24 protein-coding genes are annotated in these 23,904 nt (G+C 54.2%); 8 read left to right on the forward strand and 16 right to left on the reverse strand.

The window, feature by feature from the left end; genetic code table 11:
• Positions 1-186: 186 nt before the first annotated feature.
• The 7 genes from bhcA (at position 187) to JYB63_RS05405 (ending at position 7,024) form a co-directional block, all read left to right on the forward strand.
• Complete coding sequence (gene bhcA, locus JYB63_RS05375) at positions 187-1,356, forward strand: L-aspartate--glyoxylate aminotransferase BhcA (protein ID WP_205656757.1); 1,170 nt, start codon at positions 187-189, stop codon at positions 1,354-1,356.
• Positions 1,357-1,388: 32 nt separating this feature from the next.
• Positions 1,389-2,351, forward strand: coding sequence for a beta-hydroxyaspartate dehydratase BhcB (gene bhcB, locus JYB63_RS05380; protein ID WP_207758290.1), 963 nt, complete (start codon positions 1,389-1,391; stop codon positions 2,349-2,351).
• A 110-nt stretch (positions 2,352-2,461) separates the two neighbouring features.
• Entirely contained in the window at positions 2,462-3,622 is a 1,161-nt protein-coding gene (bhcC, locus tag JYB63_RS05385; RefSeq protein WP_205656758.1) for a 3-hydroxy-D-aspartate aldolase BhcC, read from the forward strand.
• A 63-nt stretch (positions 3,623-3,685) separates the two neighbouring features.
• Positions 3,686-4,672 carry an iminosuccinate reductase BhcD gene (gene bhcD / locus JYB63_RS05390; protein WP_205656759.1) on the forward strand — a complete coding sequence of 329 codons (987 nt, stop codon included), beginning with the start codon at positions 3,686-3,688 and terminating at the stop codon, positions 4,670-4,672.
• A 205-nt stretch (positions 4,673-4,877) separates the two neighbouring features.
• A complete protein-coding gene (locus tag JYB63_RS05395; RefSeq protein WP_205656760.1) occupies positions 4,878-5,753 on the forward strand; it encodes an isocitrate lyase/PEP mutase family protein in 876 nt (291 codons plus the stop codon).
• 92 nt (positions 5,754-5,845) lie between these two features.
• Entirely contained in the window at positions 5,846-6,568 is a 723-nt protein-coding gene (locus JYB63_RS05400) for a DsbA family protein (protein WP_205656761.1), read from the forward strand.
• A 12-nt stretch (positions 6,569-6,580) separates the two neighbouring features.
• On the forward strand, positions 6,581-7,024 hold the full coding sequence (locus tag JYB63_RS05405) for a nuclear transport factor 2 family protein (protein ID WP_205656762.1): 444 nt from the start codon (positions 6,581-6,583) through the stop codon (positions 7,022-7,024).
• 21 nt (positions 7,025-7,045) lie between these two features.
• Here JYB63_RS05405 and JYB63_RS05410 read toward each other — a convergent pair whose 3' ends face one another.
• A complete protein-coding gene (locus JYB63_RS05410; protein WP_205656763.1) occupies positions 7,046-7,771 on the reverse strand; it encodes a PhzF family phenazine biosynthesis protein in 726 nt (241 codons plus the stop codon).
• A 171-nt stretch (positions 7,772-7,942) separates the two neighbouring features.
• Here JYB63_RS05410 and JYB63_RS05415 point away from each other — a divergent pair, with 171 nt between their 5' ends.
• Positions 7,943-8,413, forward strand: coding sequence for a nucleoside triphosphate pyrophosphohydrolase family protein (locus JYB63_RS05415; RefSeq protein WP_205656764.1), 471 nt, complete (start codon positions 7,943-7,945; stop codon positions 8,411-8,413).
• 61 nt (positions 8,414-8,474) lie between these two features.
• Here JYB63_RS05415 and JYB63_RS05420 read toward each other — a convergent pair whose 3' ends face one another.
• The 15 genes from JYB63_RS05420 to JYB63_RS05490 form a co-directional block, all read right to left on the reverse strand.
• Positions 8,475-9,596, reverse strand: a complete 1,122-nt coding sequence (locus tag JYB63_RS05420) for a mandelate racemase/muconate lactonizing enzyme family protein (protein ID WP_205656765.1) — start codon at positions 9,594-9,596, stop codon at positions 8,475-8,477.
• Between the two features lie 134 nt (positions 9,597-9,730).
• Entirely contained in the window at positions 9,731-11,518 is a 1,788-nt protein-coding gene (locus JYB63_RS05425; RefSeq protein WP_205656766.1) for a BatD family protein, read from the reverse strand.
• Positions 11,519-11,530: 12 nt separating this feature from the next.
• Positions 11,531-13,774: a vWA domain-containing protein gene (locus JYB63_RS05430; protein ID WP_205656767.1), complete on the reverse strand. Its 2,244-nt coding sequence runs from the start codon at positions 13,772-13,774 to the stop codon at positions 11,531-11,533.
• Positions 13,774-14,802 (reverse strand): VWA domain-containing protein, encoded by a 1,029-nt coding sequence (locus JYB63_RS05435; protein ID WP_205656768.1) that lies wholly within the window; start codon positions 14,800-14,802, stop codon positions 13,774-13,776. The genes JYB63_RS05430 and JYB63_RS05435 overlap by 1 nt, the downstream gene beginning before the upstream one ends.
• On the reverse strand, positions 14,799-15,293 hold the full coding sequence (locus tag JYB63_RS05440; protein ID WP_205656769.1) for a DUF4381 domain-containing protein: 495 nt from the start codon (positions 15,291-15,293) through the stop codon (positions 14,799-14,801). The genes JYB63_RS05435 and JYB63_RS05440 overlap by 4 nt, the downstream gene beginning before the upstream one ends.
• Positions 15,290-16,225 (reverse strand): DUF58 domain-containing protein, encoded by a 936-nt coding sequence (locus tag JYB63_RS05445; protein WP_205656770.1) that lies wholly within the window; start codon positions 16,223-16,225, stop codon positions 15,290-15,292. The genes JYB63_RS05440 and JYB63_RS05445 overlap by 4 nt, the downstream gene beginning before the upstream one ends.
• A gap of 16 nt (positions 16,226-16,241) precedes the next feature.
• Entirely contained in the window at positions 16,242-17,234 is a 993-nt protein-coding gene (locus JYB63_RS05450; protein ID WP_243431804.1) for an AAA family ATPase, read from the reverse strand.
• A gap of 78 nt (positions 17,235-17,312) precedes the next feature.
• A complete protein-coding gene (locus JYB63_RS05455; RefSeq protein ID WP_205656771.1) occupies positions 17,313-17,966 on the reverse strand; it encodes a YfdX family protein in 654 nt (217 codons plus the stop codon).
• 194 nt (positions 17,967-18,160) lie between these two features.
• Positions 18,161-18,337 carry a hypothetical protein gene (locus JYB63_RS05460; protein WP_205656772.1) on the reverse strand — a complete coding sequence of 59 codons (177 nt, stop codon included), beginning with the start codon at positions 18,335-18,337 and terminating at the stop codon, positions 18,161-18,163.
• Positions 18,338-18,583: 246 nt separating this feature from the next.
• Complete coding sequence (locus tag JYB63_RS23615) at positions 18,584-19,972, reverse strand: ATP-binding protein (RefSeq protein WP_205656773.1); 1,389 nt, start codon at positions 19,970-19,972, stop codon at positions 18,584-18,586.
• On the reverse strand, positions 19,959-20,636 hold the full coding sequence (locus JYB63_RS05470; protein WP_205656774.1) for a response regulator: 678 nt from the start codon (positions 20,634-20,636) through the stop codon (positions 19,959-19,961). Before JYB63_RS05470 ends, JYB63_RS23615 begins: the two co-directional genes overlap by 14 nt.
• A 111-nt stretch (positions 20,637-20,747) precedes the next feature.
• Entirely contained in the window at positions 20,748-21,191 is a 444-nt protein-coding gene (gene hisI / locus JYB63_RS05475) for a phosphoribosyl-AMP cyclohydrolase (RefSeq protein WP_205656775.1), read from the reverse strand.
• 11 nt (positions 21,192-21,202) lie between these two features.
• Positions 21,203-21,805, reverse strand: coding sequence for a DUF1826 domain-containing protein (locus JYB63_RS05480; RefSeq protein WP_205656776.1), 603 nt, complete (start codon positions 21,803-21,805; stop codon positions 21,203-21,205).
• On the reverse strand, positions 21,802-22,758 hold the full coding sequence (gene folE2 / locus JYB63_RS05485) for a GTP cyclohydrolase FolE2 (protein ID WP_205656777.1): 957 nt from the start codon (positions 22,756-22,758) through the stop codon (positions 21,802-21,804). Before folE2 ends, JYB63_RS05480 begins: the two co-directional genes overlap by 4 nt.
• Positions 22,759-22,915: 157 nt before the next feature.
• Entirely contained in the window at positions 22,916-23,833 is a 918-nt protein-coding gene (locus JYB63_RS05490) for a LysR family transcriptional regulator (RefSeq protein ID WP_205656778.1), read from the reverse strand.
• Positions 23,834-23,904 lie beyond the last annotated feature (71 nt).

Consider the following 23,904-nt stretch of genomic DNA (forward strand, 5'->3'; position numbering starts at 1 on the left):
AACAAAAAAATTAATAGATTAAAAACAATCACTTAAGAACATAATTCCAGAAAAGCCACCAATTTTCACATAATGAAATGATTGCGTATTGCGATATAAAAACCTGACTCATAAGTTAAATAGTAACTGACCAAGGCAGCCGTTATCCGGCACAGAGCCCAACTATCAACTTTAGGCAGAGCAATCATGGCAGATCAAAACCCCGTTTTTATTCCCGGCCCGACCAACATCCCGGACCGGTTACGCAATGCAATGCACATTCAGAGCCGCGACCACCGCGCCCCTGACTTTGTAGAAACTTTTGCCCCTGTCCTGCGTGACTGCAAAAAAGTATTCGGTACCGACAGTGGTGAAATCATCACCTTCCCGGCCAGTGGGACCGGTGGGTGGGAAGCCGCTATCTGTAACACCCTGTCCCCGGGTGACAAAGTACTGATTGCCCGCTACGGCATGTTTTCGCACCGCTGGATCGACCTTTGCGAACGCCATGGTCTGGATGTACAGATCATCGAATGCAGCTGGGGCAGCGGTGCACCGGCAGACCAGTTTGAAGAAGTGCTCCGTGGTGACAGTCAGCATGACATCAAAGCCGTTCTGGTTACCCATAACGAAACAGCCACCGGTGTACTGAGCGACATCGCAGCCGTTCGCCGGGCAATGGACAGCGCCGGCCACCCGGCAATGATGTTCGTTGACTGTGTAAGTTCGCTGGCTTCGGTGCCTTTCGAGATGGATGCCTGGGGAGTGGACATTGCCGTGTCCGGTTCGCAGAAAGGTTTCATGCTGGCTACCGGCATGGCCATTCTTGGGGTAAGCCAGAAAGCACTGGCCGCCATGGAAACTGCCACCCTGCCACGGACCTTTTTTGACTTCCGCGACATGATGGCAGCCAACGCAACCGGTGGCTTCCCTTACACACCACCCCTGCAACTGATTTACGGCCTGAAAGAAAGCCTGAACATGCTGTTTGAAGAAGGTCTGGAACAGGTTTACGCCCGCCATCACCGCCTGGCGGAAGGTGTTCGCAAAGCGGTATCAACCTGGGGACTGAAATTATGTGCCAACTCACCGGAGCTTTATTCCAACACAGTAAGTGCCATTTATGTACCGGAAGGCTTTGACAGTAACCGTTTAACGGAACATGCCTTCAGCAAATACGGCGTTTCCTTCGGCATCGGCCTGGGTGAAATGAATGGCAAGGCATTCCGTATTGGCCATCTGGGCTCACTGACCGACGTTATGGTGCTGTCCGGACTGGCCACCATCGAAATGGCCATGGCCGACCTGGATTACCCGATAGAACTGGGCAGCGGTGTACGTGCCGCACAGGAATATTTTCGCCAGACCGCCGCGTAAGGCACCTTCAAACTGCAGAGAAGAGGTAAATCATGTCTGAACAAACAATGATCATACCGACCTGGGATGATGTAAAGATCGCCCACGAGCGTATCAGACCCTACATCCATGAAACACCGGTCCTGACCTCACGTTTCATCAATGAGCTGACCGGCGCGGAGCTGTTCTTTAAGTGCGAAAACTTTCAGAAAGCCGGTGCGTTTAAAGTGCGCGGTGCCTGTAATGCTGTGTTTGGTCTCAGCGAAGAACAGGCGGCAGTTGGTGTGGCCACCCACTCTTCCGGTAATCACGCCCTGTCGCTGTCTTACGCTGCAGGCCAGCGCGGCATCCCCGTTTCAGTGGTGATGCCACGGACCGCGCCTCAGGCAAAGAAAGATGCAGTTATCGGCTACGGCGGAAAGATCGTCGAATGCGAACCATCTACCAGTTCACGGGAAGCAGTATTTGCAGAAATGGTCGCCCAGTCCGGTGCGGACTTCATTCACCCGTATAACGATCCGCGGGTAATCGCCGGCCAGGCAACCTGTTCCCGGGAGCTACTGGATCAGGTCGACAATCTGGACGCTGTTATCGCGCCGATTGGCGGTGGCGGGATGATCTCCGGCACCTGTCTGACCCTGTCCAGTATCGCACCTGAAGTAAAAATCTATGCGGCAGAACCGCTGAATGCCGATGACGCAGCACGGTCTTTCCGGGCCGGTCACATCATTGCTGACGATGCCCCCCAGACCATTGCGGATGGCTTAAAAGTGCCTCTGAAAGACCTCACCTGGCACTTCGTCAGCAACCACGTTACGGACATTCTGACGGCCACAGAAACAGACATTGTAGACGCCATGAAGCTCATCTGGAAGCGCATGAAAATTGTGATGGAGCCCAGCAGTGCGGTACCACTGGCGACCATTCTGAAGAATCCGGATGTATTCCGGGGCAAACGCATCGGCGTGATTATCACCGGCGGCAATGTCGATCTCGACAAACTGCCCTGGCTGTAAGCATCCCGTAAACCGAACAACGATCTTATCCCGGACAGTCTCTGCACAACAGCACGCCTCTCACTTGCTGAGAGTACTGCCGGGTAAAGAAAATTTATCTGGAGAATCCCATGACAGCACAAAACAATTTACCGGCGTCCCTGGAAGTAGGTTATGACATCCCTGCTACCATCGGTATGAACGAAGCAGACATCCAGACCCCCTGTCTGGTTGTTGACCTGGACGCCCTGGAAAAAAACATCCGTACCATGGGCCGCTATGCCCGTGAAATGGGTGTTCGACACCGGGTACACGGCAAGATGCACAAGTCCGTTGATATAGCTTTATTACAGGAGCGCCTGGGTGACAGCTGCGGTGTTTGCTGCCAAAAAGTATCGGAAGCAGAAGTATTCGCCCGTGGCGGTATCCGTGACGTACTGGTGTCCAACCAGGTACGAGACCCGGCCAAAATCGACCGCATGGTACAACTGCCGAAACTGGGTGCACGGACAATCTGCTGCGTTGACGACATCGATAACGTTGCTGAACTGTCTGCGGCTACCCAGACCCACGGCACTGAAATTGAGTGCCTGGTAGAAATCGACTGCGGTGCCGGCCGCTGCGGTGTGGCCGCCGGTGAACCGGTGGTTGAACTGGCCAAGGCTATTGCTGCTGCACCGGGCCTGAAGTTTGCCGGTATTCAGGCTTACCAGGGCGCTATGCAGCACTTGCAGGACTACAGCGAGCGTAAAGAAAAAATCAACATCGCGGTTGAAATGGTAGCCCGCTCCATCGAACTGCTGAAAGCGGAAGGCCTGGAGTGCGACATCGTTGGCGGTGGCGGCACCGGCTCCTACTACTTTGAAGGTAATTCCGGTGTGTTCAACGAACTGCAATGTGGTTCATACGCCTTTATGGATGCGGATTATCAGACCATCCACGATGAGAACGGCGAGCGTATCTCTGAATTTGAAAACTCACTGTTCATCCTGACCTCCGTCATGAGCCACGCCAAAGCCGACAAAGCCATCTGTGATGCCGGCCTGAAAGCCCAGTCGGTAGACAGCGGCCTGCCGTATATCTTCGGCCGCGATGATGTTGAATACATCAAGTGCTCCGATGAGCACGGTGTAATTGCCGATCCGAACGGCGCCCTGAAAGTAAACCAGAAGCTGAAACTGGTACCTGGCCACTGTGACCCTACCTGTAACGTTCACGACTGGTACGTAGGCGTTCGCGGCGGCAAGGTTGAAACCCTGTGGCCGGTATCAGCCCGCGGTAAAGCTTATTAAGCATTAACACCCTGATTTGTAGTGCCGGGCAACCGGCACACAACACCTGTAAGGAGTCACTGAATGACTACTCAGAATAAAGGCGTTGCCATTGTTTCCGAAGCCGTTTGCGAAGCGATTGTTGGCCGCCCGGAAGCCTTCACCGCTGTCGAAAACATTTTTGCTGCCATGGCAAAAAATGATGCGTACAACTTTCCCGTTGTCCGCGAAGCCATTGGCCATGCCGATGCCCTGTACGGATTTAAATCCGGTTTCGACCGGGCCGGTCAGGTACTGGGGGTTAAATCCGGCGGATACTGGCCCGGCAATGCAGCCAACGGCCTGACTAACCACCAGTCCACGGTAATCCTGTTTGATCCGAACACCGGCAAACTGAAAGCCCTGGTCGGCGGTAATTACCTGACCGCTGTCCGTACGGCAGCATCTTCTGCGGTGTCTATTGCTCACCTGGCCCGTAAAGATGCCAAAGTACTGGGCATGGTCGGCGCGGGCCACCAGTCAACCTTTCAGCTACGGGCCGCCGTGGAGCAACGCAACTTTGAAAAAGTGGTTGCCTGGAACCCACACCCTGAATACCTGCCAAGGCTGCAGGCTGTCTGCGATGAACTTGGCTTGCCATTCGAAGCGGTCAGCCGCGAAACACTGGGGGCCCAGTCTGACGTTATCATCACCATCACCTCAGCCTTTGAACCCTTACTGAAGAAGAGCTGGATCAAACCCGGTACACACATTGCCTGCATGGGCACCGATACCAAAGGTAAACAGGAAGTTGATCCTGAACTGCTGGTTGCCGCCACCGTATTTACCGACGAGACCGAACAGTCGGTCACCATCGGTGAAGCACAGCATGCCGTCGCAAACGGCAGCCTGAGCGCCAGCGACATTACCCCGATCGGTGAAGTCATCAATGCCACTCACCCGGGCCGTCGTTCTGATGATGAAATCACCCTGTTTGATGGCACAGGGGTGGGCCTGCAGGATCTGGCAGTCGCATCGGCGGCCGCTGAACTGGCCATCGCCCAGAACAAAGCTGACTGGACCGAACTGTAAGCAGACATCACGGCTTCTGCTTCCGGTATATCGCTGAACCTGCCGGCATCTCCTGCCACTGCTGACGTCCAAATGCGAATGGCGGAGTAACTCCCTGTCCGTCGGTAAGTTCAGCGATACCCTTGCTGCCTGAATCAGGCAGCCAAACACCCCTTCCTTCGCCGGAGGGGTGTTTTTTCCTGTACTGAATTTAGGAACACACAGCATGAAAAAGACTGCCCGAAGCCGCATGCGCGCCCTGCTAGAAGACAACCGCTGTATTCCCTGCGCATCTGTTTTTGATCCAATGTCCGCACGGATGGCTGAAGATATTGGTTTTCAGACCGGTATTCTGGGAGGCTCCGTTACTTCCCTGATGACCCTCGGCGTACCGGACATCTGTCAGTTAACACTCAGCGAACTGGTTGAGCAGGCCCGGCGCGTTTGCAGAGCATCCAGCCTGCCGGTCATTGTTGACGGCGATAACGGCTACGGTAATGCCCTGAATGTGGTCAGAACCATCGAAGCACTGGAATACGCCTGCGCCTCAATGGTCACACTTGAAGACACCGTTTTGCCCCGTGCCTATAATGATTCTGCACAGCAACTGATTCCGGTTGACGAAGCCTGCAGTAAACTGAAAGCAGCCCTGCAAACCCGGCGGGATCCGGCATTCGCAATCTTTGCCCGCACCCATGCACTGCCGGGGCAGCCAGTGGATGCATTGCTGGAAAGAATCAAAGCCTACAGTGCAACCGGCATCGACGGCCTGTGTATATTCGGGCTCACCGACAAAGACGTTTTAGGTCAGATCGCCGCCAGCACCCATCTGCCACTGATGCTGATTACCTACGGTGAAGTTGATTTAGGCAGCCAGCAGATGCTGACTGATAACAAAGTCAGAATCCGCCTGCAGGGACATCTGGCGTATGAAGCCGCTGTTCAGGCGACTTACCAGTCGTTACAGGCATTACATCTTCGGCATAACCCCGGCGCAGAACTGCGCAACGCCAGTGCCAGCGCGAAGACGCTGATCAGTGAGTATTCGCGCCAGTCACACTACGATACCCTGATTAACAACTATGTGACTCCGGACATGTAACCTTATCAGCGATTTTATTCTGCCGGATCATGCAACAATCTGTTGCATACAAACCGCTATATCCCCGTCACCGTCAGTTTTAGAGTACCCCTTTGCACTCTGAAACTGACGACAATACCGTGTCCCGAACCTATACCCTGCACTATTACTTCGACCCTTTATGTGGCTGGTGCTACGGCGCTGCCCCCCTGCTAAACCAGGCCAGACAACTGGCATCTGAACTGGCCGGTCAGGATATCCGGCTAAATATGGAGCTGCATCCCGGCGGCATGTTCAGCAAGCCACACTGCATGCCGGTTTCAGAACGGTTCCGGGCAATGGCCAACCACCACGATGCCCGTATTGCGGATCTGACCGGCCAGATATTCGGCCAGGCCTACCAACAGGAACTGCTGTTTGATACCGCCAGAATACTGGATTCCACTCCCCCGTCCGTGGCGGTGCTGGCGGCGCAATCCATGGCAGGAAAAGGCACAGACATGCTGCACAGCCTGCAAAGGGCGCATTACATCGAAGGGCTCGATATCACAGCCGAAAAAGTACTGCTACAACGGGCAGCTGAAGTACTGAACAACCCTCAGGATTTTCTGCACAGCCTGTCCGTCATAACACCCCGTATCAGTGAACGGTTTAACGACTGTCACCAACAGATGTTGCGCTTTAACCTGCGGGGCTATCCCGGTTTTGTTCTTGAAACGGCACCGGCCCCTGCAGTAAACAACCCGGCTGAGCCACATTTCAGGGTCTTAAACCATCAGCCTTTCTATGGACAGCCAATGGCATTTGCTGACCACTTAACTAGCCTGCTTACTTAAGGAAATGCCATCATGAAAAATATGCTTGCTCTGCTTTGCCTGCTCAGCCTGCCCCTTCAGCTACACGCTGACGACTCAGCGGAAGCAAATAAAAAACTCGTGGTAGATTTTTATACTGAGATTCTGTTTCAGCAGAAACTGGACAAAATTGACCAGTACATCGGCGATGTCTATATCCAGCACAACCCGAACGTCGCCGACGGTAAACAGGCATTACTTGATCTGCTGCGCAGCTTCCCTGCACCGGAACCTGGCAGCAACCCCTTCGGTGAGATAGTCAGAGTCATAGCCGAAGATGACCTGGTGGTTTTACATGTTAAAAACGACAGCTGGCCAGGGCCAAACGGTGGGGCCGTGGTGGATATTTTTCGTGTGAAAGACAATCTGATCGTCGAACACTGGGATGTGATTCAGGCCATTCCGGATACCGCCGCCAACGACAATACTATGTTCTGAAACGGTAACTGCCCCGAGACATCAGGCCGGGGTTACCCGGCCCCCTACCCAGATATTGCCCGCTTCACAATGCAGGCAGATACGGTTCGGATAATCCGGAAACCCCATCAGAACGCTGCAACCTTCATCACCAATGATCAGTGGCAACGCTGAACAGCACACACCGCAGGCAGAGTCCTCCGGTAAATTAAATAACGGATTCGTGGCCCGGGCATACAACTGCCCTTCATGCTCGGTGTACAACACGTAGCCGCTGAATTCCCGGCCCTGATTCCAGTCCGCCAGTGCCGGTAAATTAAATTCAGCAGTATTCAGTGCCTGCAGAGAATCCACCCAGATACACAACTTAGCCTTACCGGCACTGTGTACCCCTTCAAGATGAATATTGCCGGGCATCAGCCCCAGCCAGCAGGCTGAAAACCCATTCAGATCAACAGCAGGTGACTGCCGTTCACCCAGGTTCACTTCAGCAAACTCGCCGTTACAGCGGACCTGCACAATCCCTGCCGCGGTTTCCACCTCTGCGTCAGTAATCTGCAATGCCTGAACCGCCCCTAATAACGCATGGCCACACAGGGGCGCTTCCTTTGAGCCGGGGTAAAAAAACCGCAAACGGTACTGCGCCGTTTCAGAGCTTTCAGCAAGTACCTGAACCGGTACACCACTGTTTTCCGGATTTTCAGGCACGTCAGTCATCGCCATTAGATTACCCTGACTTGCCGTATCTCCAAATACTCTGAATCGCATTGCTGCCTCCTGCAAAGCGGTTGCACTGAACCGTCAATAACGCCATCATATTGCGCTGAATTTATGCCGGCCCGGTATATACATTCACCCGACTGCCGACACACTTACTTACATTTTTTACAGTAAGCACCGTCAGGCAGCAATCAGATTATTTTTATCAGGCGAATCTCTATGAGTAATTTCAGCGACGTATCTTTTCTTAACTCAGTCTTTGGCAATGTTCAGGGTGACAAATCCAATCCTGACTGGCAAAAAGCTGCCAAGCAGTTACACCTGATCAAAGAAGAACTGGCCGAGCTGGTAGAAGGTATAGAGAATCAGGATATCAGTGAAGTCCGCGACGCCATTGCTGACGTACTGGTCACCACTTATGGCATGGCCCATGTTCTGGGGATAGACGCCGATCAGGACATGGCCACTGTACAGGCAAGCAACCTGTCCAAGCTGTGCAAGACTCAGGAAGAAGTTGAGCAGACACTGGCGTACTACAGTGAAAAAATTGGCCTGCAGGTATACAGCGGCGGCGAACTGCCGGAAGCCTTTATCAAATCAGCGGAAGATCAGACCGGTAAAGACGGTAAGTTCTACCCGGCGCACAAATTCCTTAAATGCATTAACTGGCACGAGCCGGAATTCGTTTAAGTACTGCCTTATCTGCCGGACAGCCCCGACTGTCCGGCTTCTCTATTCCCTCTTCTTATACTCAGCCGTAACTGGCTACCGGTTCTCCCAGCACATCCAGCCTTGGGGTAATGCCCAGTCCCGGCTCATCCGGTGCCATTACCAGTCCGTTCTCCACTCTGAAATTACCGTCAGCGGTTGTCAGGCTCACCATGTCCCGGCACTCCAGAACGGAACGTAACAGTTCCGGCCTGACTGTTTGCCCCAAATGGACGATGGCGGCGAATGCAATATCAGAACCGGTGGTTTCCTGCACACTCAGGGTCAGCCCTGCAGCGGTACAGATATCACGCTGCCGGCGTCCGCGGGTCAGCCCGCCATTCTTGGAAATTTTAAGGCCAATGCCGTCCGCCAGATCATTGGCAACGATCTGGGTCACAGCGGTTTCATCCAGGGCCAGCTCATCCCAGATGATCGGGATATCACAGCGGGCGCGCAGCGACTGACATTCACGGATGGTGGCACAGGGAGCCTCCAGCACAATGTCCAGTCCGGGCGGCAACAGGCGAATCATGCGCAATGCATGTTCCACGGACATGCCACCATTGGCATCCACCAGAAAATATTCACCGGGTTGTCGGTCCGCCAGTGAAGCGGTAATCCGTTCTGCATCCAGCGCCGGACCACCTTCGGCCTCCGCTGCACCCACCTTAATTGAATGGCTGCGGTAACCCTGCGCCCGGTGTTCCGCAATCCGGCTACGCATATCGTCAGGGTCACCGGCATAAATAGACGAGATGATCGGCATCGCCGCCCGGGTACGCCCGCCTAACAAATCACACACCGGCATGCCGGTCGCTTTGCCAAAGATATCCCAGCAGGCCACATCAATGGCTGTTTTGGCGTGGTTGTGGCCGACCAGTGCACCATCCATCGCATCATTAACCCGGTCAACATGGCGGGGATCGAGACCAATCAGCTGCGGAGCCATTTCAGCAATACCGGCCCGTACCCCCAGCGCATGGGCGGCAATATAGGTTGCACCAAACGGGGTGCTCTCCCCCCAACCTTCCAGACCGGTATCTGTAGTAATTCTGACAAAGGTAGCATCGAAACTGTGGTACTCGCGGCCTCCGGATAACCGGTACACGCCGCCCGAGTAAGGTAAGTCCTGTTGAAACACATCAATACGGGCAATTTTCATGGCAATCTTCTTATTATGATTTTGCGGATTATGAATATCGAACTGTTCCTTTATAGCCCAGTCAAGATACCCCTTACTCTCACAAAAGCGAAGAAGATTGCCAATCCGAAGAAACCGCTATACCACCCTGACTGTCAGGCTAAATGCCGGGGTGTATCCGGATACAGCGGTGGTAATTTTTCACTGCCCTGCCTGGCCGGTTCACTGACTGTATCCAGAATCCTGCTCAGGCCGCTGCTGTCATAATTTACGGCAGCCTTGCCTTCAGCACCGAACACCGCAGCCTCCAGCGCCGTGATCTCCCGGTTGAGTTCAGCATTCATCCGCGGCTGTTTACGCCAGCGCATCCAGCTGAGCAGAGCAAGGTAAATCTCACGGTTATCCCCTGCCCGGATCGCCTTGCGCAACGCCTCCAGCTGCACGGTTTCTTTATCCTTCACCGGTGAAGATGTTGCTGTCTTTCTCCCGGTTTCCGGCTGACGTCCACCGGATGTCTCAGCCAGAGGCCCACGGCGGGCCGAACGTTTACGCTGCCAGATAATTGCCAGGGTAAATAACAGCAGTACCGCTAACGCACCGGCTTCATAACGCTTATCTTTGAGCAGAGATAACACATCGGAAGCGGCAAGCTCCGGCTCAGCCTTCCCGGTCCCGGTTGTTACCTCAGGCTTCGCCGGTAAAACCGTCGCCGGCGTCGTCTGTCCCTTACCGGCCCCCCCTTCCACAGTAATAGTCTGTGCCGGTAAAACGGCCTCTTTCTGCTCATTGGTAGCGGTATCCAGCCAGCTTACCCGTACTTCCGGCAATGTCACTTCACCGGCCACAGTAGGCACCACGGAAATCAGCGTATCCCGCCGGGCAACGGTGCCTTCGCCGGTCTGTACCTGATTAACACGGGTGTCATCAGAATACAGTTTCACATGTTCGGTGCCGACAATGTCCAGATCCGGTAACTGCTCCGGCCGGGCCCCTAAGGCCAGCAGGCTGATCTTACGGCTCACCGCCTCCCCCACTCTGAACACCGGATTCTCAGGCTCCCAACTGGCCTCTATCTGCACAGCCCGGGCCGGCAGGAACCAGCTGTCAGCTGCTGCGTCCGGATTACCGGCAATCTGCAACCCGGTTACGTCAGAACGCACCTTAAAAGGTTTTCCCTGACTGAAAATACCGCCAAAGCCAAACTGCTGAAGCATGGAACTGCGGTCAAACGGAAAACCTGAAAACGGCGACCTTGCCTGCCGGGGATCAGCCACTTCCCCCTGCAATACAAACGGCCCCAGCGTCAGTGCACCACTGGTTTGTGGCCGTAACAGATAATCCCGCTCAATGATGTTCACGCCCTGCCCCTGTATCAGCCGGTCTTCACCGTTTTGAGTCAGTTCAAAATCCGGACTCTGAGGCGCAATCAGGGTCGCTTGCTGAACGGGCTGACGGATCTCCATCCTTACCGTCAGAGGTATTTCCTGATAAATATAATGCTGTGCCTGATCCGCCAGGCTGACCGTCACACTGATGCCATCGGCACCAATTGCCCTGGGCATTTCACTGATGTCCACCACCCGAACCGACGTACTGTCACTGCTGACCGCACCGGCAGAAATAGCCGGGATAGTCAGCTCCCCGGTATGTTTTGCCGCCAGGGTAATGATCCAGCTCTGCTGAGCACTTTTTCTGCCATTGATGATGCTGGTCTGCATGGACTGTGATGTCCCCTGTACAGAGAAATCCTTTTCCAGCGGCGTCAGATCCGGCGCCGCAGCCTGAGGGTCACGGGTGCTCAGAATCAGCTGAAAGTTATCTCCCACGGCAACCTTCTGTGCATTCAGCCTGGCATCCAGCCCGGCCGCCAGCAGCGCTGGCGAAATACCGGCTGCGGTAACCGCCGCAGCCAAAGCGATTGTTTTAAAACTGACTGATTTCATCTTTAACCTCTTTTACTGCGTTGCCCGAAGCCGGGCATAATGTTGACGAATGCGGGCACGTAACAAACCTGTCGGGTCATCCGGCACCCGCCGTAACTGCTGTTCAGACGCCTGATCCAAAGGTGCGATATCCCCCGAACGTGCCTGCAGTTCCGCATCCTGCTGCTGATCTTCTGCAGACTTGCCGTTGCCCTGCAGGGCATTGGAAATCAGTTGTGACAGCAGGCCTGAATCCTCTTTCTCTGCTGCATTGCCTGCCTGCTCCTCAGACTGAGCATCCTGCCCGCTCTGCTGATTGCCGGCGTGGGCCTGCTGATCCTGTTGTTGCGGGTTTTCCTGTTGCTGATCCTGAGGATTGGAAACGGATTGTTGATTCTGTTGATCTTTCTGATCCTGAGAATCTGCGCCGGATTGTTGATCCTGCTGCCCCTGCTGGCCCTGAGAATCCGAGCCGGACTGCTGTTGCTGATCCTGCTGGCCCTGAGAATCCGAGCCGGACTGCTGTTGCTGATCCTGCTGTCCCTGAGAATCCGAGCCGGACTGCTGTTGCTGATCCTGCTGATCCTGTTGATCCTGTTGATCCTGTTGATCCTGTTGATCCTGTTGATCCTGCTGATCCTGTTGCTGGTCCTGAGAACCTGAACCAGACTGCTGATCCTGCTGCTGTTCCTGATCCTGCTGATCCTGCTCCTTCTGATCCTGTTGCTGTTGCTGTTGCTGCTGCTGTTGCTGTTGCTGTTGCTGTTGCTGTTGCTGTTGCTGTTGCTGTTGCTGTTGCTGTTGCTGTTGCTGTTGCTCAAGCAACTTTGCCACCAGCTCACGGTTATATATCCCATTCCCGTGATCCGGATGGGTTTTCAGGAATCGGTCATAGGCATCCAGCGCGCCCTGAAAGTCGCCGCTGCGGGCCAGAGAATTACCCAGGTTGTAATCTTTATCCCCGGATTGCAGTTCAGCATATTCTTTTGCAGCGGCCTGATAATCACCGGCGCGGTATAAGGAGGTCGCCTGCCAGTCCGGCGACTCGAAGGTCTGTGCTGCGGTACTGAAATCAGAAGCGGCAAAAGCTTCACTGCCCTGCTGATCCGGCGTTTTCCATAACCCCTTCCAGCCCGAAGCTGTTTCAAAAGCAGATGAAACTGCACCGTTTTCGACAATCTTTTCTGAAGCCTTTACAGCAGCCTCTTCTGAAGCCATAGCCGAATCCGGTTGAAACCCTGCCACTCCCAGCATGCATACAAGACCGAATACCAGCCCGCGGCGAAACAGCAAAGGCACAGCCAGCACGGGCAGCAATAACAGCCAGTAGCCACTGTCCACCCAACTGTCAGAACGGATATCACTGCTTTCACCGGCCAGAACAGCCCCGCTATCCTGCGGCAGCAGCTGTGCCAGATCTTCACCGCCCGCTGTAATCACCGCCATTGATCCGCCTCCCTGACGGGCAAGTTTTTCCAGCCCGTCCAGCGGTAACCGGGAAACATAGGCTGAACCTTCAGCATCACTGATGACCTGCCCGGAAGCAGTTTGCAAAGTCGCACCTTCTGCGGTGCCTACCGCCAGCACAGAGACTTCATAGCCCTGTTCACGGGCTGCTTCAGCAGCCTGCAAACTGGCCTGCGGACGATCCCCCATACTGTCAGTTAAGAGAATGATCCTGCCTGACCGGGCACCGGTCCGCTGCAATAACTGTGACGCTTCACTGATCGCCAGATCAGGCCGGTCTCCCAGTACCGGCATCAGACCGGTAGTAAGCTCCGGCAGCATCTGCTCAATCACCTGGGCATCTTTGGTCAGCGGGGCCGCCACAAAAGGAATATCGGAATAAATCACCAGCGCCCGGTCATTCCCCCGGGTTTCAGCCAGTAAATCCCGCAACTTATGAATAGCCCGCTTAAGCCGGCTGGGGGCAATGTCCGTGCCGTTCATAGACTGCGCCAGACTCAGAACGGCCACCACCGGCTCACCGCCGTTAAATGATGGTGTCTCAGCTTTTTCCCAGCTGGGCCCCGCCAGTCCGGTAATCAGCAGGGCCAGCACCAGTGCCGCAATCACCCATGATTTACGCCGAGCCACCGGCTTACTGCCCGGTAATGAGAGATGTGCCAGCAAATGCGCATCAATATAACGCTGCCAGTTATCCGGCCCCTGCGCTGCCCCGCGACGAGCTAACAGCACCAGTAACACCGTTGCCGGCAGCAGCGCCCAGAGCCATTCAGGGCGCAAAAAATGAAACTGTTCGATCATACTGTTCATCACTGAACCTCCGCGCGATTAACCCGGTTAGCACCCGGTGCGCCACCGGATATCAGACTGAATAAAGCCAGCAATGCGGTCAGCCCCAGTGCCAGCCCTGCCGGCCAGAAATACAGGGCAACTTCAGGCCGTACGTACACCGGCTCACCGCTGACCGGTTCCAGTTGGTCAATGGCCAGGTAAATACTGGCCAGCCCCTGTTCATCGGTAGCACGAAAGTATTCACCGCCGGTCATCGCGGCGATCTCACGCAAACTGGTTTCATCCAGATCCCTTGAAGGATTAACCACCTGCCGGCCAAACACCGTATTCACCTGCACGGCATCCGCCCCCACACCGATGGTATAAATCCGGATACCCAGTTTTTTAGCCAGTGCCGCTGCCTGCAGGGGCTCCATAACCCCTTCGTTGTTGGCCCCGTCAGTCAACAGCACCAAGACCCGGCTGTCTTCGGCGCGGTCCTTCAGACGCTTGGCTGCAATGGCGATCGCATCGCCAATGGCCGTTTTCTGGCCGGTTAGCCCCACCTGCGCCTGTCCCAATAATTCCCGGACCACTTCACGGTCAAAGGTTAATGGCGACTGCAGATAAGCCCTGTCAGAGAAAAGCACCAAGCCGACACGGTCACCTTCACGGCGCTGGAGAAAATCATCCGCGGCCTGCTTCACCACATCCAGCCGGGTTGCCCTCTGGCCGCCACGGGTCAGATCTTCCTCTTCCATCGAACCGGACAGGTCAATGGCCATCATCAGATCCCTTCCCTGTGCTGGTAGCGGAACTTCTTCCCCCACCAGTGCTGGCCGCGCAAGCGCGCTCACCAGTAACACCCAGATACTCCAGGCCATCAGTAACCGCCACAGGCTTTGACCCGCTACACCGGCGGAGGAAGTCTGTTGCAGAGAAAAACGGGAATAAAACGGCACGCGCAATGCGCCGGAAGTGCCTGCAGCCACCGGTTTCAGATACCGGCGGGCAACCAGTGGCAACGGTAGTAACAGAAAGGCCAGTGGCCATATAAAGGTAATCATGTATGCCTCCTGATCCAGTGTTCGCTTTTGTCCAGCAGGCTGCTGTGCTCAGGCATCTCAGTGTTTGCCGGAAAATGGACCTGCTCACGGTATGGCGCACTGGCAATAAATTCCGCAATGTCAGGGGCCATCCCTCCTTTGCCCTGAGAAAGATACTCACTCCATTGCGCATTACTGAGCTTCCCCGACGCCCGGTTGCCCCCCGCCACGGCGACACGGTGCAGCAACACCGATAACCGGGTCGCCAGCTCAACCGAGTGCATATCGCCGGCTTGTTGCCGTAGCAGCGTCAACTCCTGAAGGGCAATGTATCTGAGGCTCCGCCGGTGGAAATACAGGTATACCAGTGCCCCGGTAAGTAACGTGACAACAGTACCGGCGGCCAGCCACCAGCCCGGTGCCAGTGGCCACCACGAAACCGCCTCCGGTAAACTGATATCGCGCAGTAAATCCAGCTGCGCCTGAACATCGGGTGTGGGATTAGAATTCATCGTTGACTCCTTGCCGCCCGTGGGCTGAACAGACATGCAGGGGATTCAGGAGTGCTGATCTGATGCAACACCATGTTGTGCTGAACACTCAGCTTTTTCAGCTGCTGACTGCGATATTCAAAGGCACTGGCGTAATCTTCCAGCACCTGTTTGCCAAGACGGTTCAGCTGCAGGGTATCCCGGCCATTACTGATCCGCCCGGCAGTTGCCGGTAATGCCGAATCCAGCGGGTCGCTGATCTGTATATTGATAATGTGGGTTCGGCCTGCCAGATATTTCATTTCACGCTCACAGGCGGTATTCAGATCCGCAAAATCACTGATCACAAACACCATGCTGCCGGGCCGGCAGATCTGACGCAGTCGCCGCAGGCCATCACTTAAAGACGTTTCCTGCAGCCCGGCTTGATCCGGCAGCTCCTGCTGCCGGGTTTCCCGGGCGACGGCATCGAGAAACTGCAAAACTGAGCCACGTGTACGGGCTGATTTGAAACTGTGAATGTTGTTTCGCCCCAGAATCAGGGCGCCGATACGGTCACCACCGTCGTGGCCAATCCAGGCCAGTTTTGCAGCAACCTCCGCCGCAAGGTGAGATTTGAACCGCACCCGGGAGCCGAACTGCATCATGCTGCGCAGGTCCAGCAGGAGATAGACCGGCCGTTCCCGTTCAGCCTGAAACAGCTTGGTATGTGCCTGCCCCGTACGGGCAGTCACACACCAGTCGATATTTTTAACGTCATCTCCCGGCTGATAGATACGGGATTCAGCAAACTCCATCCCCTGGCCAAGAAATGCCGAGCGGTTGGTGCCCCACTGGTGGGTCTGAACCGGACCGGACGGTGCAAAGCCGGTCGCCCCCCTCGGTAGCCGCATCTGAATCAGTTCTTTTTTACTGAGCTCAATGCCCGGTGCGACAGCTTGTGTCTGTTGCATCAGTACAACCTCCCTGTCAGCTTACCGGCACACGGTCGATCAGGGTGGAGATAAAGTCATCAGCGGTTTTGCCGTCAGCCTGGGCTTCAAAACTGAGGATAATACGGTGACGCAAAACATCATGAACAACAGCCTGTACATCCATCGGCGTAACAAACTCTGAACCCCGCATCCAGGCATTTACCCGGGCACAGCGGTCCAGCGCGATAGTACTCCGCGGGCTGGCACCGTAACTGATGACATCCACCATATCTTCGCCGTACATAAATGGCCGGCGGGTCGCCTGAATAATCTGAATGATGTATTGCAGCAGAGATTCAGAGGCATGGGTCTCCAGTGCCTGCTGACGGGCAGCAAAAATTTCATCAGCACTAATCAGCCGCTGAGGTTTAGTCACTTCACCGCGGGCCTCACCGTGGACAATGCGCAGAATTTCCCGCTCAGCTTCAGCGCTGGGGAAATCAATATTCACATGCAGCAGAAAACGGTCCAGCTGAGCTTCCGGCAGCGGATAGGTACCTTCCTGTTCAATCGGGTTCTGAGTGGCCATCACAAGGAAAAGCGCCGGTAACGGATAGGTCTTACCACCCACGGTAATTTGCCGTTCAGCCATGGCTTCCAGCAGTGCAGACTGGACCTTGGCCGGAGCCCGGTTAATCTCATCCGCCAGAATCAGACTGTTGAACAGCGGCCCTTCCTGAAAGGTAAAACTCTGTTGTTCCGGCCGGTAGATATCCGTACCGGTCAGATCACTGGGTAACAAGTCAGGGGTAAACTGAATCCGGCGAGCATCGCAGTCGATGGCTTCAGCCAGGGCATTTACCGCCTTGGTCTTTGCCAGCCCCGGAGCACCTTCCAACAAAATGTGACCATCAGCAAACAGCGCCAGTAACAGGCGATCCACAAAGCGTTCCTGCCCCACGATCCGGGCGTTCATATGGGCTTTGAGATAGGGTATCAGTTCATTGGTCAGCTGATCCGTACCCTGCAAAGCAGTATTAGCATTCATCGGTTTTTCCTCTTCATCAAAAAACCAGCAGGTCAAAGAAAAAGAGACCGGCCTGCGCCGGCCCCAACGGTGAACAGATTAAGATTTACTGATGGTTTCCCAGGCGAAGCCCTGCTTCGGTGTGTCAGCCACACCGTAGTCTTCGATTACCAGAGAGGTTTCAATTGCTTTGAGGACGATGTTTGCTTCATAGAAGCTGCCATCCTGCAGGTCATCCAGCGCGTTATTCAGGCTGACAACCGTCGGGGCAACCGGCAACATGGCGTATTTGAAGTCCAGCTCGATGCCGCCTTCAATCATGGTTTTAACTGCCGCCTGCGAGTCACCTTTTTGTGCCAGTTGTCCGGCCTGATTAATGACTTTTGCGTTTGATTCAGTCGGCTGGAAGCCTTCGTTAAACTCCACCGAGCTGTCGACAGGAATACCGAATCCGGCGTCATCATCCAGTTCAACTGCGTAATCCGCCACCCCGGCATCAAAGGTATCCAGTGCTTTCTGTACCAGGTCGATAGCGGCATCCGTCTGGCCTTCAAACAGTGCCACGCGGGCAGCGCGGGTATCCGCTAAAACCGACTTTGCGTGGCCCGGAATTTTGATACTTTCAATCACATAAACTGCAGCATTTTCCTGGCTGGCCGCTTTACTCTCACTGGCTAAGACCAGACCGGAAACACTGCTGGCGGCCAGAATGCCAGTGAATGCTAATGCGATTTTTGTAGAGGCTGTTTTCATGACTATCTCCAGTTCATTCATTTGATGCTGAACATGGTATGCCCTGATTTTCACCCCCACCTTTAACCAACTTTAAAAAAAATTAAACTTACAAAAAAACACTAACCCACTGTTTTAAATAGATATTTAAGACAATAAAAAAGCCCGTCCGACAAATGCCGGCGGGCTTTGGGTCCTCGCTCCGGATGGGTGAATCAGAGCGTTTCCAGGGTGACTTTTATCTGTTCAAGGATCATTGCACGGGCAGCAGCTTCATCGGTTTCCGGTACTTCCCATTCCATGATTCTCAGGTATTTATCAACCAGCTTATGAACATCCTGAGTGATCTGGCTGTGCAGTTTGGCAATTTCGGCCTGTTGTATGTCTGACATGATCTTTTCCGGTAAGCGTTAATCGGCGAAGCAACTGAAAGCCGGGCCCTGACCTGTGCACCTTTACGCGGCAGGAGTCGGTGCGCGGATGCACAGTCACTGCAGAGGCCCGGCATATCATTGCAAGACATCCTAATTTAGTGCTCTGCAGGCTTCCCCTTGTGCCCTGACAGCAACCGTTTCAGATGTTGAGGAACAGCTTAACGCCCGAAGTTTGGCTGAAATTCGGCAAAAGTTTAAAAAAATTTAAGATTTGGAAAGGCGTTCCGGGATCAGCCTGGGAAAGCGTATCTGAATACGCAGGCCCGGCCCGGCATCCGCCAGAGATATACTGGCATGATGGGCATCCCCGACGGCTTTCACCAATGCCAGCCCCAGCCCGTTGCCGGGTGTGGTTCTGGACTGGCTGAGACGGGTAAAAGGTTTGAAAACAGTGTCCTGCTCGGCCTCGGGAATTCCCGGACCGTTATCTTCCACCGTGAGAAGAACATCATCCCCCTGCCGTACAGCACTGACTTGCACATGACTGCCAGACGGACAATGGGTAATGGCATTGGTGAGCAGGTTAATCAGCATCTGCTGAATCATGCCCGCATCGCAATACAGGTTCAGCTCAGCCTGCTGCTGAGGCAAAACGGTCAGCTGAATGCCGGCATCCTGAGCGCCAGGCTCAAGTAAATCATAGATTTTCTCCACCAGACCGTGCAATTCAACCTCCGCAAAATTACTGCGGTCGGTATGGGCCTGAATACGGGAAATCCGCAAAATAGTATCGAAAGTCTGGTTCAGCTGTTCCAGTTTACTCAGTGCCTGACTGATTTCCTGTTCCGGGTCTTCACCGCGGTCACACTTATCGCCGGCTTCATAAAGGGCAATCTGAGCATGTGACAGAGGGGTTTTAAGGTCGTGAGCAATGGCAGTAGCAGTGGCCTGAATGCCGTTCACCAGTGTTGCCAGATGCTGCAGCTGGGCATTCATCTGCTGGGCGATCAGATCGATCTGATCAGGCTTTTCAGCAACAGGAATCCGGGCGGTCATATCTCCGGCGGCAATCGCTTTAAGAATCTGCCCCATGCGCTGTAACTTACGGTAAGAACGGCGGCTGGCCAGATAGCCAAGAACTAAAGCCCCCAGTGACAGGAACACACCGGTAATCAGTAACCAGAAGATCAGCTGGGTTCTGGCGGCATCAATATGGGCCGTGCTGCGTCCGATAACCAGGGTCATACTGTCCAGCTGTAATACCCGGGCATGATAATTCTGTTCTTTATCTGACTGGGGTTCCACCAGCGTCAGACGGGTTTTGCGCCAGCCAACAAAGTCCGGCATCAGGCTTACTTCCCCGGCCAGATGTACCTGATCTTTATCAAACAACCCCAGTGCATGATCAAACAATACCGACTGCCTGCCCAGCTCTTCGATGGTTTTGGTAAGCCCTTGCGCCCCTTCGGCATCGTAAATGTCTTCAAACAGCAGGGCTTCTTCTTCAAGCTGGGCCCGGGTTTCACTTTCCAGTGTATTGGTGACAGCAGAGACCAGCACAGTCCCGGCCACCAGCAGCATGACAATAAAAACCGCCAGCAGCTGAACCGCAACCCGAAAGGCCGATCCGGCGGTGATATTAGCGAGGGGCACGGAGGCTGTACCCCATGTTACGGACGGTGTGGATCAGTTGCTCAGCAAAGGGTTTGTCCACTTTCTGACGCAGCTTGCTGATATGGGTTTCGACCGCGGTCGTACCCGGGTCAAAATTCAAATCCCACACTTTCTCGAGAATGATGGTTTTGCTGACCACTCTGTTGGCGTTTTCCATCAGCAGCTCAAGCAAGGCAAACTCTTTGTTCTTGAGCTCGATTGCCTGCCCCTGCCTTTCAGCCATCCGGGTAAGAAGGTCCAGTTTGAGATCGTGTACCACCAGTTCAGTTTTTTCAGTACTTTCTCCGGGACGCCGGGAAAGCACAGTGATCCGCGCCAGCAGTTCTGAAAAATGAAACGGCTTAACCATATAGTCATCGCCACCGGCCAGCAGCCCTTCCACTTTGTCGTCCACATCGGACATGGCAGTGAGAAAGATCACCGGTAACTGACTGCCTGAAGCCCGCAGTGCTTTAACCACTGACAGGCCGTCCATGCCCGGCAGCATCCGGTCAGCAATGAACAGGTCACACTGGTTGTAGAGACAATAGGTCAGCGCTTCCCTGCCGTCGGTGACCCAGTCCACCACAAAGCCCTTTTCTATCAGCCCTTTGCGAATGTACTCAGCATTGACGACATCATCTTCAGCCAGCAAAATTTTCATCAGTGTTCCGTTCACCTGGTTGCACATTGATCCGGTTATCAGCAGTTTAAGTACTGACAACCGGATACAACATAATTATCCCGTCTTAGGAGTGCAACCGCTAAATATTGTTTAGCGGGTAAACAGAAGCCGGTAATCCGGCCGGGATTCCAGCACGGTGGCCTGAGTATCCTGTGGCTTCATTGAAAAATAGAAACAACCGGAACGCCCGGTATGGCAGGCAGGTCCGTTCTGCCGGACCAGACACAGCAGGCTGTCGCCGTCGCAGTCCGTGCGCAACTCGAGCAGTTCCTGTGTATGCCCGCTGGTAAGTCCTTTCTCCCACAGCTGATTCCGGCTACGGCTCCAGTAAGTCACCTGTCCTGTTTCCAGTGTTATACGCAGGGATTCAGCATTCATCCATGCCTGCATCAGCACCTGATAGGTATCGGCACACTGAGTGATCACAGGAATCAGCCCATCCTGATTAAACGCCAGCTGTTCCAGCAGTTCATCCAGTGGAATACTCTGGCCTGCAGTGGCATCCTCAAGTGCTAAAAAGTATTGATTATGCATACCGCTGCCCCTCAGTTGGCAAAGTCAAAACTGAGAAATACCCGGGGTTCTTCAGGGCTGGCCGCCGGCGACCGGTGAACGATGCCCCGCCCTTCATTCTGCCACCAGCCATCGCCCTTAAGCAGCACCACACTGTGCGGCGGTACACTGTGTTCAGCAGGCGTATCTCCATCCACAGCATTTTCCCGCCATTCAGTGGTGGCACCGGTGTAGGTTGTTACCAGCCGGCAAGGTACTTTATCAACATGAAACTTCGGGCACATGGCCTGTTGTAACACCTGCAGACGAATACCGATGCGTGGCAAGTCGAACAGGTAGCTGAACATATCCGCCAGCATGGCGACATCTTCACTGAAGGCGGCTTTGTCCGGATGTTCCGGCAAAATATCATTCAGCCACTCTGCAACTTCCGGCTCAGAAAGCACCGTTGATTTACTGGTGAAATGACACTCAGATCCGGCCAGGAAACGGGCATAATTCACCCCATCCTGTTCAGCCTGCCGCTGCCAGTACACCAGGTTCAGATCCGGTTGATAGATCTCACTGAGAATGACCGGCTGATCGCCACTGCACACATGAGTTGGCTGTGCAGCTAAAGCCAGTGCGGCGGTCATAGCCCTGCGCCTTCAGCGGAGAGTTTTTCACCTCCGGTGGGAGCTACCCAGTAGCTTTTAGCAACCGCATCGTGACCGTGCAGACTTTCAAAATGCCGTACCTCAACCGTCGCGCTGCGATAACCGGTTACCGCATCCAGAATCCGCCGGCTGGCATCTTCCACATACATCAGGTTGCTGCCGTTACGCAGTGCAAATGCCTGTTCATCGGCACGTTTCACGAAGGTTTGTACCGGGGTTTGCACCGCAGACTCAATCTGCTCTATCAGCGTTTGTAAACCAAAACACGCTGAATCCTCAGGCACATCCACCGACACACGGGCGACACTGCGCTGGCTGTGAGGGGTGGCAATACTGCCCTGTTCCTGTAACCACTGGCTTATTTCTGCAACATCCGGTACAGCTCCTTCCGCAAAAGCAGCACTGAAATGTTCACTCAGCGCCTGGCGGGACAGTGCCGCTGAACAGGGGCAGGTTGACGAATACGCCACTTCCACCGTCGATGTAATCTTTGTATGACCTTCTTTATCCGTTCCGGCAGAAAGCTCAACCGCATATCCCTGCCAGCCAGCGGCCTGCTCTGTCAGCAGTGCCGGGCGTAACAGCAGTAAATCAAAACGAACAGTGATCGCCGCCTGATAGGAGTTACAGTCTGCATGGCTGGTTACACATTCCTGCAGGCATTCAAGTACTGCAGGAACGGTTAGCGGCTGTTGGGTCAGCGCCAGCAGGGCACGGTAAAGCCGGGACATATGGATGCCTTTCCGTGCTCCCTCCCCACCCGGAAGATCTATTCCCAGATCAACAGTTGCCGTTACCGGCACAGGCTCCTGCGTTGAGTCAGCAGCAACAATTTTTAACGGTAATCTGATATTTTCCATGCCCACCCAGTCCAGAGAATGACTGTGGGATGGCATCAGATGGCGGGCAGTATCCGGCAGAGAGGCGTTCAAGCAAGAGCTCCTGAATATAAAAAAGAAAAGCTATCGGTTACTGCCCAGATTCATCTCGGATGTCGGCAGGTCCAGTAACCGGACTACACTACTTATGCTAAGAGATGTTATGTTATAACAATTCTTTTTATATCTACAAGCAACATTTATCTGCAAGCTAAACGCTCAGTAACCGCTGATGCTCCAAACCGGCATAATGTAACTTCAGAAAATCCAGCAGTACCCTGAGTTTCTTGGTTTTCGCCGCGCCCGGCGCAAACACTCCATACACTTCAATATCGTTAAGCTGATAATCATCCAGTACAGACTCCAGCGTTCTCCCGTGGATTTTCGGCGCGGCATCATAAGCAGGTATCCGGCCCAGCCCGTGCCCACCCTCCACAAACGCGGTACGGGCAGCGGCATTATTAGTAGAGATATCCCCTTGGGGCCGGATGCTAAAAGAACGTTCCCCTTTGCGCAGCTCCAGGCTGCCCGATGACAGCTGATACATAATCCAGTTATGGCGGCTCAGATCTTCCGGTGACAGTGGCCGGCCATGTTTACGGAAATACGCCGGCGATCCGCAGATATGGGTTTTCAGCACCGCCAGCTGCACCGCCTGTAAAGAAGAGTCCGCCAGTGGGGCGCCCCTGATTGCCAGATCAATGCCTTCTTCCAGAATATTCACCACCTGATCCGCCAGCACGATATCCAGCTCGATCCTGGGATAGCGTTGTTTAAACTCATTCAGTGCCGGCACAATAATCTGCAACCCCATATTCACCGGACAGGTAATTTTCAGTAATCCTTCCGGCACCTGCCTGAAGTTTTCCATCTGCTGTTGTGCTGAAGCAGCCTGTTCCGTGATGGCTTTGCAGTACGCGTAATAGCTGCGGCCTTCATCCGTCAGGGATAACGAACGGGTTGACCGGTTAAGTAACTGCACCCCTAACTGACGCTCAAGCTTTTTGATGTGATAACTGACCACACCACGGGACAACCCCATATGGCGGGCAGCCGCGCTGAAACTGCCCCGTCCCGCTACATGGGCAAAAACCACCATACTTTTGAGCTGTTCAAAAGACAGATCCATAAAGCACCCTTTGTATCAATTATTAAAACAAAGTTACCAATTTAATAACCATTATGTAATCAGGCTGATTA

It is taken from the genome of Aliamphritea spongicola, assembly GCF_017051665.1.
GTDB classification, from domain to species: domain Bacteria; phylum Pseudomonadota; class Gammaproteobacteria; order Pseudomonadales; family Balneatricaceae; genus Amphritea; species Amphritea spongicola.